Origin of the sequence: Arenibacter antarcticus (genome assembly GCF_041320605.1) — a bacterium.
GTDB lineage: Bacteria > Bacteroidota > Bacteroidia > Flavobacteriales > Flavobacteriaceae > Arenibacter > Arenibacter antarcticus.
Window position 1 is genome coordinate 3,909,691 of sequence record NZ_CP166679.1, and the last position, 16,551, is coordinate 3,926,241.

At 38.3% G+C, this 16,551-nt stretch carries 16 protein-coding genes; 5 read left to right on the top strand and 11 right to left on the bottom strand.

Annotated elements, in window-relative coordinates; genetic code table 11:
* Window positions 1-58: 58 nt before the first annotated feature.
* The 7 genes from KCTC52924_RS16080 to KCTC52924_RS16110 all read right to left on the bottom strand — a co-directional run bounded on the left by KCTC52924_RS16080 (window position 59) and on the right by KCTC52924_RS16110 (window position 9,202).
* Window positions 59-1,747 (bottom strand): DUF2207 domain-containing protein, encoded by a 1,689-nt coding sequence (locus tag KCTC52924_RS16080; RefSeq protein WP_251805779.1) that lies wholly within the window; start codon window positions 1,745-1,747, stop codon window positions 59-61.
* Window positions 1,747-2,307 carry a LemA family protein gene (locus tag KCTC52924_RS16085; RefSeq protein WP_251805780.1) on the bottom strand — a complete coding sequence of 187 codons (561 nt, stop codon included), beginning with the start codon at window positions 2,305-2,307 and terminating at the stop codon, window positions 1,747-1,749. Before KCTC52924_RS16085 ends, KCTC52924_RS16080 begins: the two co-directional genes overlap by 1 nt.
* Before the next feature lie 512 nt (window positions 2,308-2,819).
* Window positions 2,820-4,268: a membrane dipeptidase gene (locus KCTC52924_RS16090; protein ID WP_251805781.1), complete on the bottom strand. Its 1,449-nt coding sequence runs from the start codon at window positions 4,266-4,268 to the stop codon at window positions 2,820-2,822.
* A 382-nt stretch (window positions 4,269-4,650) separates the two neighbouring features.
* Window positions 4,651-6,210: a DEAD/DEAH box helicase gene (locus KCTC52924_RS16095; RefSeq protein ID WP_251806030.1), complete on the bottom strand. Its 1,560-nt coding sequence runs from the start codon at window positions 6,208-6,210 to the stop codon at window positions 4,651-4,653.
* A gap of 118 nt (window positions 6,211-6,328) precedes the next feature.
* On the bottom strand, window positions 6,329-7,321 hold the full coding sequence (gene lpxD / locus KCTC52924_RS16100) for a UDP-3-O-(3-hydroxymyristoyl)glucosamine N-acyltransferase (protein WP_251805782.1): 993 nt from the start codon (window positions 7,319-7,321) through the stop codon (window positions 6,329-6,331).
* 251 nt (window positions 7,322-7,572) lie between these two features.
* Window positions 7,573-7,797, bottom strand: a complete 225-nt coding sequence (locus tag KCTC52924_RS16105) for a VF530 family DNA-binding protein (protein ID WP_251805783.1) — start codon at window positions 7,795-7,797, stop codon at window positions 7,573-7,575.
* A gap of 46 nt (window positions 7,798-7,843) precedes the next feature.
* Window positions 7,844-9,202 (bottom strand): DEAD/DEAH box helicase, encoded by a 1,359-nt coding sequence (locus KCTC52924_RS16110; protein WP_251805784.1) that lies wholly within the window; start codon window positions 9,200-9,202, stop codon window positions 7,844-7,846.
* 217 nt (window positions 9,203-9,419) lie between these two features.
* Between KCTC52924_RS16110 and KCTC52924_RS16115 the strand changes: the two genes are divergently transcribed.
* The 4 genes from KCTC52924_RS16115 to KCTC52924_RS16130 all read left to right on the top strand — a co-directional run bounded on the left by KCTC52924_RS16115 (window position 9,420) and on the right by KCTC52924_RS16130 (window position 12,831).
* A complete protein-coding gene (locus tag KCTC52924_RS16115; protein ID WP_251805785.1) occupies window positions 9,420-10,436 on the top strand; it encodes a M4 family metallopeptidase in 1,017 nt (338 codons plus the stop codon).
* Window positions 10,433-10,699, top strand: a complete 267-nt coding sequence (locus KCTC52924_RS16120) for a protealysin inhibitor emfourin (protein ID WP_251805786.1) — start codon at window positions 10,433-10,435, stop codon at window positions 10,697-10,699. Before KCTC52924_RS16115 ends, KCTC52924_RS16120 begins: the two co-directional genes overlap by 4 nt.
* A gap of 170 nt (window positions 10,700-10,869) precedes the next feature.
* On the top strand, window positions 10,870-12,420 hold the full coding sequence (locus KCTC52924_RS16125) for a M20/M25/M40 family metallo-hydrolase (protein ID WP_251805787.1): 1,551 nt from the start codon (window positions 10,870-10,872) through the stop codon (window positions 12,418-12,420).
* A 108-nt stretch (window positions 12,421-12,528) separates the two neighbouring features.
* Entirely contained in the window at window positions 12,529-12,831 is a 303-nt protein-coding gene (locus KCTC52924_RS16130) for an HPF/RaiA family ribosome-associated protein (RefSeq protein WP_251805788.1), read from the top strand.
* Window positions 12,832-13,001: 170 nt separating this feature from the next.
* On the opposite strand, the gene KCTC52924_RS16135 is transcribed toward KCTC52924_RS16130, so the two are convergent.
* Window positions 13,002-13,349: a hypothetical protein gene (locus KCTC52924_RS16135; RefSeq protein WP_251805789.1), complete on the bottom strand. Its 348-nt coding sequence runs from the start codon at window positions 13,347-13,349 to the stop codon at window positions 13,002-13,004.
* A 231-nt stretch (window positions 13,350-13,580) separates the two neighbouring features.
* Here KCTC52924_RS16135 and KCTC52924_RS16140 point away from each other — a divergent pair, with 231 nt between their 5' ends.
* Window positions 13,581-14,534: a TerC family protein gene (locus tag KCTC52924_RS16140; protein ID WP_251806031.1), complete on the top strand. Its 954-nt coding sequence runs from the start codon at window positions 13,581-13,583 to the stop codon at window positions 14,532-14,534.
* Here the strand turns inward: KCTC52924_RS16140 and KCTC52924_RS16145 are convergent, their stop codons facing one another.
* The 3 genes from KCTC52924_RS16145 to KCTC52924_RS16155 are packed head-to-tail and all read right to left on the bottom strand — an operon-like array spanning window position 14,535 to window position 16,514.
* Window positions 14,535-14,792, bottom strand: a complete 258-nt coding sequence (locus KCTC52924_RS16145) for a phosphopantetheine-binding protein (protein ID WP_251805790.1) — start codon at window positions 14,790-14,792, stop codon at window positions 14,535-14,537. It lies immediately after the preceding gene.
* Window positions 14,793-14,794: 2 nt separating this feature from the next.
* The gene (locus KCTC52924_RS16150) at window positions 14,795-16,072 is read right to left on the bottom strand and encodes a beta-ketoacyl synthase (protein ID WP_251805791.1); all 1,278 of its coding nucleotides are present in this window, start codon (window positions 16,070-16,072) and stop codon (window positions 14,795-14,797) included.
* Window positions 16,065-16,514: a 3-hydroxyacyl-ACP dehydratase FabZ family protein gene (locus tag KCTC52924_RS16155; RefSeq protein WP_251805792.1), complete on the bottom strand. Its 450-nt coding sequence runs from the start codon at window positions 16,512-16,514 to the stop codon at window positions 16,065-16,067. The genes KCTC52924_RS16150 and KCTC52924_RS16155 overlap by 8 nt, the downstream gene beginning before the upstream one ends.
* Between the last annotated feature and the right edge of the window lie 37 nt (window positions 16,515-16,551).

The window sequence follows — 16,551 nt, forward strand, 5'->3', positions numbered from 1 at the left end:
AAGTAAGGACAAGGTCGTACCAATGAACCTTTACAAAATTGGAGGTTTTTACAAGTGGCTACCAACTGCCACCACCCCCACCACCAAATCCGCCACCGGAAGAACCGCCTCCAGAGCTGCCACTATTTGAAGGGGAACTCACCATATTAGATTTCGCCTTATCCATAGAGCTGGAAAAGGATCTAGAAAAACTCTTTACATTTGCCCCACTATGTCCTGTATACCAGGTAGGTGGGGGGATATCTAGGCCATCAAATTTTTTAGACCATTTATTGAACATTCCAAATGCCAAGGCGTACCCCATGGTGCTTTCAAAATAATGAGGGTCTTCTTTGAGCAACATTTCTAATTTATGTTCTTCAGCAACTTTTATAAATCGCTTAAACCCCTTCAATTCAGAAAAAAGTCGATTCCCTTTCTCATTTTTCTTTACCATAAACTTATTCACGTAAATCAATACTACGCAACTGATAATCATTGTAATGGCTCCAATAGGGCCCCACATAAACAATCCGATGGCGGTAAGCCCTATGGCTAAAAGTATTAAAATCACATATAAAATGCCCTGAACCTTTTTGGATTCTCCCTCATAATATGGTTGTGCATTTTCTTTGAGCAATTCCCTTGCCGTATCCATATTGGTATAGAAGGTATTTTTAAGGCTACTGACCAAGACTTCCTCCGTTTCTGTTGAAGTACTATCATTGAACAATCCGGAGAATATTTCCCTTTCATACACGGTGGCCTCCATTGGTAAGGGATTTAATTTTATAATTTTAGTATCCTTGGATCCAAATAAGCCTTTTTTTGGAATTTCCTCCAATCTAATCAGTCCCTTTTCACCCCAATATGGAAAAAGTGATACTAAATCGGAATTATCTTCCCTATCATTTATAAGGAATCCTGCCAAGGCGGGATCAATATGATCTGGAGGGTAATAAGTGGTGGTCGCTATCACACGTTCGTCTTTGCCGAAAATCCACCAAACCCATATAAAGGCTGCGATTAAAATACCTATTAAAAACACAAAACCATAGTCGGTCCAAAAAGGCCAGAAGGGTTTGTATTCCGCAACGGCCCCAAGGGGCAAGTTGATCAAAACGGTTACACTTTGACCAGGATAGGAAATAAAGTCCGACTTACTAGCGCCTGAAAATTCGCCGTTAGCAAAATAGGTCTGTATAGTCTTACTTTGCCCAGTGGTTCCTGTATCACCTGAATACACAAAGCTATTTTCCCTGCTTAAATAAACATCTTGGGGAACATGTATCGTAAAATTTATCTGTTGAAAATTGGCGGACCACCCTTCTGGCTTAATATTCCAATAGAACTTGATTTGAGAATCCGTAAAGATAAATGCATTGTATACGCGATAACTAATTTTGTAATGTTGCGGCCCAATAACGTTAATGTCCTTATCCCCTATCTTGATTTCCATTTGGTCCTGTAATTTTTGTACAAAATCGAAGGGTTTATCAAACTTATGATTTGGGACCTTAATATTCGCTATTTTTATTTTTCTTGAGGAGGTAGTTCCAGTGGAATCTTCTAACTCATACTTGGTCTGTATGGTCCTATAGATGCCGTGTTTGGGAACATCAAAGTTTAGGTCATAATTTTCAACCACATCAAAATATCCTTCTTTGTGAATGGTAATATCTACCGTGTAGTTGTTTACCGTAAAGTCTTGGGCATTGCCTATAGACAGGCACAGCATTAAAAGAAGAAAAGAAATCTTATTTACCATTATTTAAAGTCTACTTTTACGTTAGCCCTGCTTTCCTCCTCTACCTCATAATAATCGTATTTCTGGTATTTGAATAAACTGGCAACTAAAATTCCCGGCATACTTTCCCCATAGGTATTGTTTTCCCGTACGGTACCGTTATAATATCTACGGGCACGTTCCAAATTCTCTTCTATATGGTTTAATTTCTGTTGTAGGTCTAAAAAATTAACATTGGCCTTTAGTTCGGGATAAGCCTCCCCTAAGGCAAAAATTCCGCCCAAACTTTTTTGTAATTGTTGCTCAGCCTTTATTTGGGAGTTGATATCTCCAGACGGTACCGCCAATGCTGCATTTCGAGCATTAATAACAGCTTCCAAGGCCGACTTTTCATGTGTAGCATATCCCTTAACGGTTTCCACTAAATTGGGAATCAGGTCATACCTGCGCTTCAGGGCAACGTCTATATTGCTCCAAGCATCCTTCACTAAGTTCCTCAGTTTAACGAAGTTATTGAAAACGTGAATTAAGAAAAACGCTAGTAGGGCAACAATAATTAAAAAAACAAATAAAGTAGCCATGGTTTGGTATTTAGACTGGTTAGTGAAGTACTAAGTTACCTATTTTTTCGGACAGATTCCAACCCTTTTTTACTTTTATAAAATTGATGAAGTATAGCGATGATTTTGATTGAGTAATTTTTATTTCAGCCCCCTAGATATTTCATAGTCGTTTGGATCCTTATAAAGCAAAACAGAATCACTACTTATCTTGATCAAGGCCAATAATTGGTTTTAATCGTGGGTTTCCTTGGAGATTTTGAGGCGAAAAATAATGCAATATATACTTTAAGTTGTTAAAGGTAATGAATTGTATTTGTTGGTGTTATAATAAATATCGTAGTTAAAAATTAACACTTATAAAAAGAGACTGATTTGGTTTTTGAGATGTGGAAGAAATTCACCTTTCAGCAATTGATAAGAGTTAATTGCTTTTAACAGAAGTGCCTATGTCCAATTAATTGTAATATCATTGGAGCTGAAAGGGAAGGATAGAAGTTTTCATCTTTTATATGGAACCTATTCTTAGGAGCTTATATAAAATTTGTTTTTAAAAACTTGTTCCCGTTATGCCCCATAATTCTGACAATAATATCGTCAGCATTAATGTTGTTTTCCGGCATCCTAAAAGTATTGTTTTGAATATAATTAAATGCATGTCGTTCCATAAAATCTGCGAAATAAGGCAATTCCTCTGAGGTCCAAAAACTATTCAATGGATTTGTAATACCATCAAAGTCCGACCCAATAACTATGCAGTCCCATGCAAAAATACCTTCGGAATCCAAGAGTTCTACTATATGTTGTACCTGGTTCCAGATGAGCTCGGAACGGTAATGCATTATTTTATTCCGATGGACAGATTTTTTAATATTCTTAAGGGTGTTTTTGCTAGCAACCCTCCGTTCATCCAATTGCAGTCCAAAAATCCCCTTACTTTTGGCAATTCTAATGATTTCATCATCAAAAAAGTTGATATCCGCTGGATTGAGCTTATTTGCAGTCCTAGGCCTCCCTTGACTCCTGTTGGCAGATGATATAAGCCCGTTGGCGGCACCGTGACTTACAATAATTGGGATATTGCTATATTCGGGAAGGGTATCCAACATATCAAAGTATTCATTTCTTGAAGCGGGGCTCATATGCTTTATATCGATTAGAATGCGCTTACCATTAGTTGTATCCAACAAATTTGTAATAATCGTTCTCCCCAGTTTGCTAATTCCCTTATTAATTCCTATAGACTGGTCTGTTTTTTGTTTAATGATTCCAGTGAGGCTCTCGGCATGTCCGCATAAATGGTTCCAGAAATGATGGGCCAAACCAACATATAAAGGTGGAGTTTTCCATGCCTTTATTTTCATTAGATTCTGAAGCAGATCATTTTCTGTAGGAACCTTGTCTACATTGGATAACAGCACATGCATCCCTTCAATACTTATAATAACACAGATAGTCTTTATGTCCCTATCCACTTCTTCCTCAACGAGTCTTATCGCTTCTATATCGCTATAAGAGTTTACTATTTTGTATCTAAATTTTCCTTCCGGTAACTGAATTATAGTTCCATCCAGCTCCTTATAATACGCTAATTCCATTTCCAGATCCTTAAAATAATCTGTAATTCCTTGAATGTAATCCACTCGCTTCTTCCCCACCCCAGTGGCAAAATTGGCTGCTATATCCAAGATTAATTCATTGGTCATTTTATTGCGGAAGAAGTATTTTTCGATAGGATATAGCGATACGCAAACTACACTTACCCCACCATAGGATAAACTGGAGAAATTGGATTGGGAAAATTTGGTGACCCCTATTAAATAATTCAACAATTTATCGACCAAGGTCGGAGGATTGTATCGCCAAATACTTCTAACCCGGTTCCTATTTGCAGTATTCTCTCCCTTGGGGTTTCTATTGAAGCTTTTGCCAAATGGCTTTATGGCAGGATGACAATGAAAATCAATATAATTATTTAGCATAAGTACCAGAGTTTTTACTGGGAGGACCTATTATCCCCTTCCATTTGTAAATTAAAAATAGAACATCACAACTGTTTAATTTTGTTGATAATGTTTTAGGGGGAGTACTTTAAAGATACAGGAAATGCCCCATAGAAAAAAATGAGGCCGTCATTTCTCATATGCCTAAGTTATTACCCAGAAGCAAGGTGTAACAGTGAAGCTTGGAAATGATTTGCAGGCATTAAATCAGTATGGTTTGGAATTCATTATTAAAACGACTTAAAATCCACTGGAAACAAAGGATTTAGGTTGTAAATAAAAACCCCTACCGTAGAGGTAAGGGTTTTGATTCCTTTGGAGACAATCAGTGCCTCTAATTTTTATTTTACGAGCCAGTTAGCTAATCTTCAGGTGGGTATCCGTGTATATCTTCGAAAATAGCATCAAAATTTTGGCGTATATAGGTATTTAATTTTTTGTGGTAATCGTCATTTAACCACTTTAAAAAATTAAAAGTACTCTTGCTTATACATTTGGCGTATCGTTGGATTCTATCGTCTATATCTGGGCCCAATAATTTAGATAAAGCAAGTGCATCATAGACGTCCTCACTGTTTTCTACGCAAATCCTTGCATGTTGTTCAATAGATCGTTCCAAAACTACTTTGGAACTCTCTCCGCTATTAACAGAATTTACATAGGTTTCCTTAATATCAAAATATACATCTTCAGTTTTGGAAAATTCTGCCCGCAGTAACTCTGGCATTTCCCACTTAAAGGTACTCTCTAAATCTTCGTCATTAATAATCCTATCGGCGTAAAAATTAGGGGATTTAAAGATGGTCTGCCAATCCAGATCCGCTCCCCAAGGTCCAAAACGGTGATAGTTATTACCTAGGTCGATAACAGAAAAAGTGGGTTTATTGTTTAATATCCTAGAACCACGACCTATCATCTGATAATACAGGGTTAGCGATTTGGTAGCGCGGTTTAATATAATGGTGTCTATCGTAGGTTCATCAAAACCAGTGGTTAGTATACTAACGGAAGTCAATATAGCATTGGGAGTCATTTTAAACCACTTTAAAATCACCTTCCGCTGTTTTTTAGTAGCGGTATTATCTAAATGTGCTATTGGGTACCCGCCCGCTCTAAAAGTTTCATAAACGTGTAGGGAGGTATTGATACCGTTGTTGAAGATCAGGGTTTTCTTTCCTTTGGAATGCCTTTCATAAGCTTCGAGGAGCTTCCCAAGCATTTGACTATTGTTGTAAAGGTCTTCGGATGATTTTACCGTATAATCTCCGTTAGAACCAACTTCCAAGGAGGTTAGCCCCATGTTATAGGAAAAGAATTCCGCTTTGGCCAAGAACTCATTTTCTATTAGGGATTCTATGGTTTCCCCAACAATCAATTCGTCATAATTGTCCTTCATCGGCAAATCCTTGTTAGAGCTCAAGGGAGTTGCCGTTACTCCTAAAATAAAGGAATTCTCAAAAAATTTAAACAGCTTGGTAAAGGAGTTGTAGTGGGCTTCATCAATAATAACAAGTCCAACGTCTGAGATATCTAACTTATCGTCTTGCAGTCTATTGTTTAGGGTCTCTACCATGGCGACAAAACAACTATATTGTTCTTGGTCGTCCAGATTAGCCTTACTATCTACAATCTTATTGGTGACCCCAAAACTATCAAGCATATTTGAGGTTTGCCTACATAGTTCTACCCGGTGTGTCATTATTAACACCTTCTTTTGATGGTGTTTTAGATATTGCCTAACAATTTCAGAAAAAATAACCGTTTTTCCTCCTCCAGTCGGTAATTGGTATAAAAGATGGTAATCGTCAGGAGCAGTTTCAAATTTATCAAAAATTTTATCTATCGCCCCTTTTTGATAACTGTAAAGCTCTTTATCCGTTTTTTTGTCCACAATGGCATTTGCAATCAAGGTCTCCGACATAATATCCTTATCTAAATTTAGGACTGCAAAATTACACCCTTTCATGGGTGTTTAACGAATATTATCCAAAAAATTATAACCTGACCCTCTTAAAAAATCCAAAAACCAGCTACAATCCCTAGTTTCTGGCCAGTTTTCTAAGGGTGGCCCATTGTTTTAACATGTCCCTAGAATCTGTTGCGGGATAACCCAGAACGGTTTTGCCTGGCAATACGTCGCTCATAACCCCTGATCCAGCACCCACAATTGCACCTGAATTAATAGTGGTGTGATCTTTTATGGAAGCACTGCCCCCAATTATTACTCCATCTCCCAAGGTTACCGAACCAGCAAGTCCACTATGTCCTGCCATAATACAGGATCTACCTAAAATACAATTGTGCGCAATTTGCACTAAATTGTCTATTTTACATCCGTCTCCCAATATGGTGGAGCTAAATTTTCCTCTGTCTACACAGGAGTTAGCTCCAATCTCTACATAATTCCCAATGATTACATTCCCGATCTGTGGTATTTTTACCAATCCCCTACCATCCTCACTTGGCCTATAACCAAAACCATCTGCTCCAATACTTACGTTGATATGAAAAATACAATGTGCCCCAATAACACTTCGTTCGCGAATAACGGTTCCTGACCAAACTATAGTATGGTTCCCTATGGTTGTATCATCAAAAACGGAAACATTGGGGTATAGAATTACTCCATCCCCCAATACTACATTTTTACCCACATAGCATCCTGCCCCAATTTTACATCCCTTGCCCATTACTACAGTATGGTGTACAGTGGCATTAGGATGGATTTCCTCTTCCATATATGGACCATCGGGTTCAAAGGCTTCTAATAATTTTGCCATGGCTAGGTCTGGGTTTCCCACCTTTATAAACGCGCGGTCCGCCCCAGGCGAAATAGGAATATTATAGTTCACTATAGCTACACTGGCTTTAGAAGTATCCCATAACCGCACGTACTTTGAACTGCTAATAAAGGTGATCTGTTGACTTTGGGCACGTTCCAATTGCTCGGCTCCTATTATTGGCTTTGTATACTCCCCTTGAAGCTCCCCTCCCAAAATTTGGCAGATTTCTTCTACACTATATGTTTTCATGGATTAAAATGTTATCGAATATTGACTGTTACTCAATATGAATTTTTTAAATATAGTACTAAATATTAATACCTTAATATCTAAATGTGAAATACGGCAATTTATTGTACAGAAATATAAAAAATTTAAGCTGGAAGAGAAAGGAGTGTGAAAATGAAAATATATTCAATTTAACTTCAATCAATAATAAATAGTGATGAGGAGATATTTTGTTACCTCCCATTTTTTTACCTACAGGTGAAAATGTGCTGCTACTTATTAAGTTTCCTAATGGACTTCACGTACAGTTTCTCAACTTTTTCCCTTGCCCACGGTGTCCGCCTTAAAAAAGCAAGACTGGATTTGATGGATGGATCGTGATTAAAACACCGAATATTTATTTTGATTCCCATCTCTTCCCAACCATAGACATCTACCAGATATTCTAGGATATTGGCCAATGTTATTCCGTGTAATGGATCCTTATCGCCGCTCATTTTAAATATACTGTTATATTGGGTTGATTCTTAAAAGAAAAAATGACTATTTTCTTTTATTATTCTTCTTCAAGAAGTTCTTATCTCCCCTAGTTATTGGTTTTTTATATTTTTTGGCTATAATACGTTTGTAAGATCCACCTTGGTTTTCCTTTTTATTTTTTTCCGATTTTTCATGGAAAGCACTCCCTCCTTCATCCGCGTTTATAGCTCTATTCAAGTTGTTGAGCTCGGTGTTTTTTGGGCGTTCTTCGGGTGCAAGCTCTTCAGATATTTCAACTTCCTTAGGGAAATCGATCAGTGGGATGGAATAATCCATCAACGCTTCAATAGTTGACTTAAATTCCTCTTCCTTTTCGGTAAATAACAAAATAGAATTTCCCTTTTGTTTTGCCCTTCCCGTTCTTCCGATTCGGTGAATATAATTTTCAGGATAAGCGGGTGTGTCAAAATTGATGACATGGGTGATTTTTTCCAAATCCAAACCTCTGGCCATGATATCCGTTGAAATAAGAATTCTATTTTTCCCGGCATCAAACTGGTTTATGGAGCGCAATCTATAATTTTGAGTCTTATTGGAATGGATAACGGCAATTTCTGGTCCATATACCGTTTTCATAGCTTCAAACAATCTGTCTGCACTTTTTTTGTTGGAAACAAAAATCAACACCTTGCTATAGAGCGTCTTATCCTTTAAGATATAGAGTAATAAGTTTACCTTGGTATAAAAATTTTCTACCGAATAACAAGTTTGTTCAATATTAGACAATGGAGTACCACTTACCGCGATAGATACCTTTACGGGCGATATAAAGAAATCCTCTATCAGTTTAGCAACCTCCTCCGTCATAGTGGCAGAGAACATAATATGTTGTCTTTTAGGGGGAATCAATTCCAGAATATTGGTAATCTGAAACCGGAAACCAAGATCTAACATCACGTCTACCTCATCTATAATCAGTTTTTTAATATCCTTAAGCTTAACCGTTCGGTCTAAACAAAGATCATACAACCTGCCGGGAGTGGCTACCAAAATATCACAGCCTTGTGCAACTGCTTGTCGTTGGGTGTTAATATTTGCCCCACCGTAAATTCCACATACCCTAACACTTGTATATTTTGAGAATGCTTCTATATTTTCTGCCACCTGTACCACTAGCTCCCTAGTGGGAACTAAAATTAATACACGCGGACTTACTTGTTTGGAAAATTTTAGTTGCTGTAACACTGGCAAAGTATATGCCAGGGTCTTTCCGGTACCCGTCTGTGCTATTCCCACCATATCCTTCCCAGACATGATTACCGAAAAAGATTTTTCCTGAATCGGGGTTGGGAGGGTAAAGCCTAGATCCTGAATTCCGTAAATTAATTGTTTTGATAGATTTAAATCCTCAAAAGTGCTCATTCTTATAATTTTGGCCAAAGGTAACCCTAAATTTACCCACATTATTCTTCTGAGATCAATAATCTGTAGGGATGAAGTATTTTTTTTGTCAATATTCCAAATTTCAACCCCTAGGATTACTCCAAAACTCAGGTTAAAAAGGGAAAGGACTGGAATAATTGAAATATTAGAGAAAAGTTAGCTAAATTGTAGTAAGAATCCTAAAACACAGAATGATATGTGCCATAAATATCAATGTCATATTGTTCCTCCCTATATCTTGGAGCAACTGGCCAAACAGGGCAGTAATAGTTGTAAGCGTACGCTGTTGGAGACCCAACGCATAGCGCAAAGCAGGAATATTGCTATTCATAATTTACTTCAACGCAATGACAAGGAAGGTAATGGTGAACGGATTGTATATGATTGTTTAAACGAATACAGACAAAAAGTACAAGTTGCCCGAAGTGAGGGCCAGGACAAGGTAAAGGATATGGCAACCAACCAAGCCTATGATCATTCCGGCTTTGTTAGAGAATATTTTATAGATACCTTTCAATTGAACTCCTTGGACGGAAAGGGCATGCCCATAGTATCTAACGTACATTATGGCATTGGGTATAACAATGCCTTTTGGGATGGGGATGAGATAACTTACGGAGATGGGGATGGCGGACAATTTTCAAACTTTTCCGCAGCCATAGATGTTGTTGCCCATGAACTTACCCATGGTATTACCCAATTCTTGGGGAATTTGGAGTACAAAGGTCAGTCAGGAGCATTGAACGAACATTTTTCTGATGTTTTTGCTACCATCATAAAACAGAAGTATTTGGTTCAGGATATTGGGGAGGCCGATTGGCTTATTGGGGACACCATTGTAGGTAAGGAATTTCCCGGAAAGGCCATTCGTTCTATGAAAGCTCCTGGTAGCGCCAACGAATTTGACAGCCAGCCAGATCATATGGATCAATATTATTCTGGAGCTTCAGATAACTATGGTGTTCATATCAACTCTGGAATCCCGAATAAAGTATTTTATTTAAGCTGTATGGCCATAGGTATTGAGGACTGTGCCCTTATCTGGTTCCATACCCTTACCCAACTTTGGCGGACTGCAAATTTCAATGATATGTTGGAGGTAATTACAAGAGTTACAAAAGAACTTATAAAGGAGAACAAAGTATCCTCAACCGCAGATATCGCTATTGAGGAAAGTTTTTCCGCTGTTGGTATAAAAAACCTTTTCGTATGAAGTATGAAATTGACATTGAAGGGGGTTTTGCTGGGATTCCCAGAACGTATAAGGGGGAGCGGTCACTTGAAAAGGAGGAAAAAACTAAATTACTACATAGCCTTCAAAAACCTATTCTGGATAAAAACAAAAAGGCGAGGGATGCCTTTAGCTACAAGCTTAAGCTCACAGACAACGACATTGACTATAATTTTGAATTTGATGAGTTTAATATTCCTAAAGAAGTTCGTATGTTTATCGATTCGGTCATAAAAACTAAATAGAGCATTAAATCCTTCCTTAAACAATATCTGCTTTATGAGGATTACCTTATTAAGAAAGACATAAAAAGATTCTATTGGTTATTTATGAACCGTATTTTTGTGGATGCTGGTTGTTTTTAACTGGACATTATTACATTTATTAACCCAAAAATCAATTAAAATCATTGAAAATGAAGAGAATTTTACTAGTACTGATCTTTATCGGCCTTTCTATAGGTCAGATTGCACACGCCCAGATCAACGAACAATTGATTCAAAGTATGGTGAAGGAAGCCAACGAAAATTCCCAATTGGAACCTTTGGCGCACGAATTATTGGATGTGATTGGCCCAAGACTGGTTGGGACCCCGCAGATGAAGCAAGCTGGAGATTGGGCAGTTGCCAAATACGAACAATGGGGAATTCCTGCCAAAAATGAGGTATGGGGAGAATGGCGTGGATGGGACAGGGGAATAACCCACATAGATATGGTATATCCACGAGTACAAAGCCTTAAGGGCATGCAGCTCGCTTGGAGCCCTAGTACAGGAAAGAAAGGAGTAACTGGTGAATTAGTGGTCTTGCCAATGGTCCAAGATTCGGCTGAGTTTATACAATGGCTTTCCAATGTAAAGGGAAAGTTAGTTATGATAGATATGAAGGAACTTACTGGCAGACCTGATTATAACTGGGAGGAATTTGCAACCGAAGCCTCTTTCGAAAAAATGAAAAATGAGCGCGATCTGCAGGAGGAAACATGGTCTGAGAATTTGAAGCGGATTGGCCACAATAGAAGAACACTACCCGAAGCTTTGGAAGAGGCAGGTGCCCTTGGGATTGTAACCTCCTATTGGTCCAAAGGTTTTGGGGCTAATAAAATTTTTAGTGCTTCAACAAAAAAAATACCTACAGTAGACTTGGCTTTGGAAGATTATACCATGTTATACAGGCTGGTAGAATATGGCAATAAGCCAAAAATAAAAATTGTTGCAGAGTCCAAGGAATTGGGTGCCGTCCCTACATTTAATACCATAGCAAGCCTTAAAGGAACCGAAAAACCAGAGGAATATGTAATCCTATCGGCGCATTTCGATTCTTGGGATGGTGGTACCGGAGCAACGGATAACGGAACCGGAACTATAGTGATGATGGAAGCGATGAGAATTCTTAAGAAACTATATCCCAACCCAAAGCGGACCATTCTAGTAGGGCATTGGGGAAGCGAAGAGCAAGGACTTAATGGATCTAGGGCCTTTGTGCAAGATCATCCAGAAATTGTGAACAACATCCAAGCGGTTTTTAATCAGGACAACGGCACTGGCCGGGTAGTGAATATGTCGGGGGCTGGATTTCTACATTCCTACGATTATTTATCCAAATGGTTGGCAGCTGTACCCAAAGATATTACCGACCATATAGAGACCAATTTTCCAGGATCCCCAGCTAGTGGTGGATCGGACAATGCCTCTTTTGTTGCTGCAGGAGCTCCGGCCTTTAATCTGAGCGCCTTAAATTGGTCCTATTGGAATTATACCTGGCATACCAATGTGGATACCTATGATAAAATTGTGTTCGACGATGTTAGGAACAACGTAATATTAACTGCCGTATTGGCCTATATGGCAAGCGAAGATACTACTCCCAGTTCCAAAGAGAAAATAGTATTACCAACAGATGTAAAAACAGGAATACAGAAGTCCTGGCCAGTACAGCGAGCTCCCAATAGAAAGGGCGGAATGTAAGAATTTACCAATCTTTTTTCTTTGGTTTGATGAAAATAAAGCCTACCTTAATTTCTGAAAATTGAAGTATCGTAGATTAGAATAGTTTAATTATAAAACCAGGTATATATGAACATTCATTTTGAATATGACGACGTAAAAGCCAGTGCCCGTTTGGAGGAAATGGTGACAAAAAAATTAGAGAAATTAGAAGATAAATATGATTTTATAGTTCGTGCAGATGTTTTCTTTAAAAAGGAAAATACCTCCAGTACTAATTCGGGATTAATCTGTAGTATTAGATTAAGCGCCCCTGGACCGCGTTTATTTTCTGAATCTAACAACGCTAAGTTTGAGATGTCGATCGCGGCATCCATCGAAGACTTGGAAAGGCAATTGGAAAAACGAAAAGGTAAAATGAAAACCCACTAACTGGGAAACGAATTTAAATTGATTAAATACCCCGAAAGAACAAGTTGATCTTTCGGGGTATTTTTTGCCTCATAAATTTCGCCGCCTTATTACTGATAAGAATAAATTTATCCTCAACCCCAAGCTAAATTGACCCAACAATTGGTATTTGTTCTCGGACCATATTCGATCTAATCCTTTATAGCTTTCAATTTCGCGGTAGCAAGCGCTTTCAATAGACGTTCTGAAAATGGGTCCTTATAAATGTCCCTGATCAACCTTTTTCTCTTACCCTCACCAATATCCAAAGTATCCAAAATACTTCTTCTCCTTTTTTCTTCTGTTATCCGTTCATTTTTCAATCGATTTCTTTCCCTTTCAGATATCACCATATTGGGTTCATAAATTTCCAACAATGTGGCTTTGGGCATAAGCGGTTTCTCCCCTATAGAATCCTTTGCACTAGTCTGAGCGTAGCATTCATGGAAAAATGAAACAATACAAAGCACACAAAGAGTGCAGTAAACCCTTTTTTTCATTTTACTTGGAACGTTCTTCCTCTAAGTTATAATAAATATTTGCCATTTTTATCATTCGTTATCAAAATGTTACATATTTCTAAAAAACGGTTGGTTGCCTTATAGTCTACGGATTTCTCCAATATGAAATTTCAATTTACGGAAACTATAAACGGTTAAAATAATATACCTAAATCTTTAATTTGTATTTGAAAATGATACTTACATTTGTGTTTGATAAAAAGAAAAGCTATGTTGGTTTGGGGTTCATTTATTGGAATTATTATTATTTTTTTAGCCCTAGATTTAGGGGTGTTCCATAAAAACGATCATGTTATAAAATCTAAGGAAGCAGGAATTTGGACCGCCATATGGATAACGGTGGCACTTAGTTTTAGTGGGGTAATATACTGGCTGTTCGATGCTGAAATTATAGCAAACCCTACAGGTTTAACGCCCAATAATGCCGTATTAAAATATATTACAGGTTACTTAATTGAGCTATCCCTTAGCATAGACAATGTTTTTGTAATCGCCGTAATATTTTCTGCCTTTAAAATTCCGGCTATCTACCAGCATCGGGTATTGTTTTGGGGTATATTGGGTGCAATTGTTTTCCGGGCACTGATGATTATTTTTGGTGTGGCCCTAATCACAAAATTTGATTGGATAATCTATGTATTTGGGGTTTTCCTTTTATATACCGCATTTAAAATGCTTCGGTCCCACGATAGTGAATTTGACCCAAAATCGTCCTTTATTTTTAAGCAGATAAAAAAAATCTATCCTATTACCTCCAAAATTAATGGGCACGATTTTTTTATTAAGCGTATGGGAGTTACCGCGGCCACACCCTTATTTGTTGCCTTGGTCATTATTGAATTAACCGATATCCTTTTTGCTTTGGATAGTATTCCAGCTATATTGGCTATTACTGCAGATCCATTTATTGTCTTCAGTTCAAATATCTTGGCCATTTTAGGACTGCGATCTATGTATTTCCTTATTTCTAGAATGTTACAGAAATTTAGGTTTATCAATTATAGTTTAGTGGTAATCTTGGCATTTGTAGGTTTAAAGATGTTATTCTCCCATCATATAGAAATTGCTGAATGGGTTTCACTTACAGTGATATCCGTATCTTTGGGAGGGGGAATAGCTGCTTCTCTTTTAATTCCAGAGGCCAAAGAGGAGGAGAAACTTTAATTATTGTTTTTCCGCTAGTTTTTGGGCTACGATTCTTAAAGCATCCCTTACTGTTTGCATCTGGTCCATATCCTCGTTTTCCAATTTAATATCATAGGCATCCTCAACATCCAAAATAATATCCACCAAATTGGCAGAATTAATGTTGAGCTCTGATATGAAATTACTTTCCTCGGTAATATCCGATATAGATACATCCTCGGGTAAGTATAATTTAACGATGTCCCTTAAGGTGTCAAAATGTGATTTATTAATCATTTTCAATTTGCTTTATAAGCCTTAAATATAACACAGGCATTTACATCACCAAAACCAAAGCTGGCTTTTGCAATAATATTTGGGGAATAGGAAAAAGTTTTTAACGGAATTTTGGTTTCATCAACTATTTCCAATATATCTGGATGGAGGTCCTTGCAATTTATGTTGCCAAAAACTTCCTTACACCTAAATTGCAAAATGCTCGCCACTGCCTCCACACTTCCCGCAGCAGCCAAACAATGACCAGTTAAACTCTTTGTGGTATTTATATAGGGAAAATCTTTACCTGATCGTTCAAGAGCGCGACTCCAGTTTTTAATTTCTTCCGCGTCTTTGGAGGTTGCCGTAAGATGGCCGTTTATCACATCCACCTCCTTTTTAGCTATCCCCGCATCGGCAAGGGCGTCAACGATACAGCGTTGTACTGCTTCGCCATTGGGTGCGGTCATACTTCCTGTGCCTCGTTGTCCGCCACTGTTTACGGCCCCGCCCATTACTTCGGCATAAATACTGGCGCCTCTAGCCAAAGCACTGTCCATAGATTCCAGCACTACAGCTCCTGCCCCGCTCCCAGGCACAAAACCCGCTGCGGTGGCGCTCATTGGCCTACTGGCATGTTCAGGATTTTTATTGTATTGACTGGGAAGTATTCGCATAGCGTCAAAACCACCCCAGATATAAGGACCACTATCATTACAACTGCCTACCAACATTCGTTTTGCCTTTCCGGACCGGATGCGCTCCATTCCCATAATTATGGCCTCCGTTCCCGTAGCACAGGCCGATGAATTTGTGGTGATTTGGTTTCCCAATCCCAATATCCCACTTAGATAGGCACTTATCCCACTTGCCATCGTCTGCATAACGGAATTACTCCCCAGTCTACGGGTATTTTTATTATCTATTAAGTAAATGGACTCCCTAAATTTATCGACTCCTAAAATACCCGTGCCAAAGACAATCCCACTTTCCCAATCCGGATGTTCGGTACCCATAGGTTTTAATCCGGCATCTGCCCAAGCATCAGTCCCTGCCAGTACACCATATACCAAACCGCTGCTATTTAGACCCTTGCGCTGCAAGGGAGTAAAATAACGGGACATATGAAGGTTCGTGACTTCCGGTTTTCCAGCAACTTGACACCCGAAGCCAAGATCAGATAGTTCTTGATGAAAACGAATACCGCATTCACCTTGCTGTAGGCTATGCGTGAAATTGGATAGTCCAACCCCATTGGGGGCACAAACACCTAGTCCAGTTACAACAACCCTATCACTCATTTATCTCCATTTTTAGCATTCCGGACAAGGTTCCCTTGCAAACCAGTTTTCCTTGGGAATTATACATTTTCACTTCACATTTTAATTTTTGAAACCGGAAATAGATTTTGTCCGATTTTACTGTCACCGTTTCCAACGGATATACCGGTAAATAAAAATCCATTTGGGAACTACTCATCGCTATTTGTACATTTTCTAAACTTGCTCCCCCTTTCTCCAACAAAAAGATGCCCATGGCTACCAATCCAATCTGTGCGCAACACTCCGTTAGTATTACCCCTGGAGTAACCGGATGGTCCGTAAAATGGCCTTGATAAAAAAATTCGGTTTCCTTAAACCTATAGGTTCCTTCCGCCATTTTTTCATCGACCGCTAGAAGCGAATCCACAAACAAAAATGGGGCGCTATAAGGGAGCCTAGCCAAAATTCTTTTTAATTCCATTTTCTATAACATATTTATATGTTGCTCTAGCCATTAA

Bases quoted from the DNA above. Each gene is read 5' to 3' on its own strand.
- KCTC52924_RS16080 (WP_251805779.1), bottom strand. From the start codon at position 1,747: ATGGTAAATAAGATTTCTTTTCTTCTTTTAATGCTGTGCCTGTCTATA.
- KCTC52924_RS16085 (WP_251805780.1), bottom strand. From the start codon at position 2,307: ATGGCTACTTTATTTGTTTTTTTAATTATTGTTGCCCTACTAGCGTTT.
- KCTC52924_RS16090 (WP_251805781.1), bottom strand. From the start codon at position 4,268: ATGCTAAATAATTATATTGATTTTCATTGTCATCCTGCCATAAAGCCA.
- KCTC52924_RS16095 (WP_251806030.1), bottom strand. From the start codon at position 6,210: ATGTCGGAGACCTTGATTGCAAATGCCATTGTGGACAAAAAAACGGAT.
- lpxD (WP_251805782.1), bottom strand. From the start codon at position 7,321: ATGAAAACATATAGTGTAGAAGAAATCTGCCAAATTTTGGGAGGGGAG.
- KCTC52924_RS16105 (WP_251805783.1), bottom strand. From the start codon at position 7,797: ATGAGCGGCGATAAGGATCCATTACACGGAATAACATTGGCCAATATC.
- KCTC52924_RS16110 (WP_251805784.1), bottom strand. From the start codon at position 9,202: ATGAGCACTTTTGAGGATTTAAATCTATCAAAACAATTAATTTACGGA.
- KCTC52924_RS16115 (WP_251805785.1), top strand. From the start codon at position 9,420: ATGTGCCATAAATATCAATGTCATATTGTTCCTCCCTATATCTTGGAG.
- KCTC52924_RS16120 (WP_251805786.1), top strand. From the start codon at position 10,433: ATGAAGTATGAAATTGACATTGAAGGGGGTTTTGCTGGGATTCCCAGA.
- KCTC52924_RS16125 (WP_251805787.1), top strand. From the start codon at position 10,870: ATGAAGAGAATTTTACTAGTACTGATCTTTATCGGCCTTTCTATAGGT.
- KCTC52924_RS16130 (WP_251805788.1), top strand. From the start codon at position 12,529: ATGAACATTCATTTTGAATATGACGACGTAAAAGCCAGTGCCCGTTTG.
- KCTC52924_RS16135 (WP_251805789.1), bottom strand. From the start codon at position 13,349: ATGAAAAAAAGGGTTTACTGCACTCTTTGTGTGCTTTGTATTGTTTCA.
- KCTC52924_RS16140 (WP_251806031.1), top strand. From the start codon at position 13,581: ATGTTGGTTTGGGGTTCATTTATTGGAATTATTATTATTTTTTTAGCC.
- KCTC52924_RS16145 (WP_251805790.1), bottom strand. From the start codon at position 14,792: ATGATTAATAAATCACATTTTGACACCTTAAGGGACATCGTTAAATTA.
- KCTC52924_RS16150 (WP_251805791.1), bottom strand. From the start codon at position 16,072: ATGAGTGATAGGGTTGTTGTAACTGGACTAGGTGTTTGTGCCCCCAAT.
- KCTC52924_RS16155 (WP_251805792.1), bottom strand. From the start codon at position 16,514: ATGGAATTAAAAAGAATTTTGGCTAGGCTCCCTTATAGCGCCCCATTT.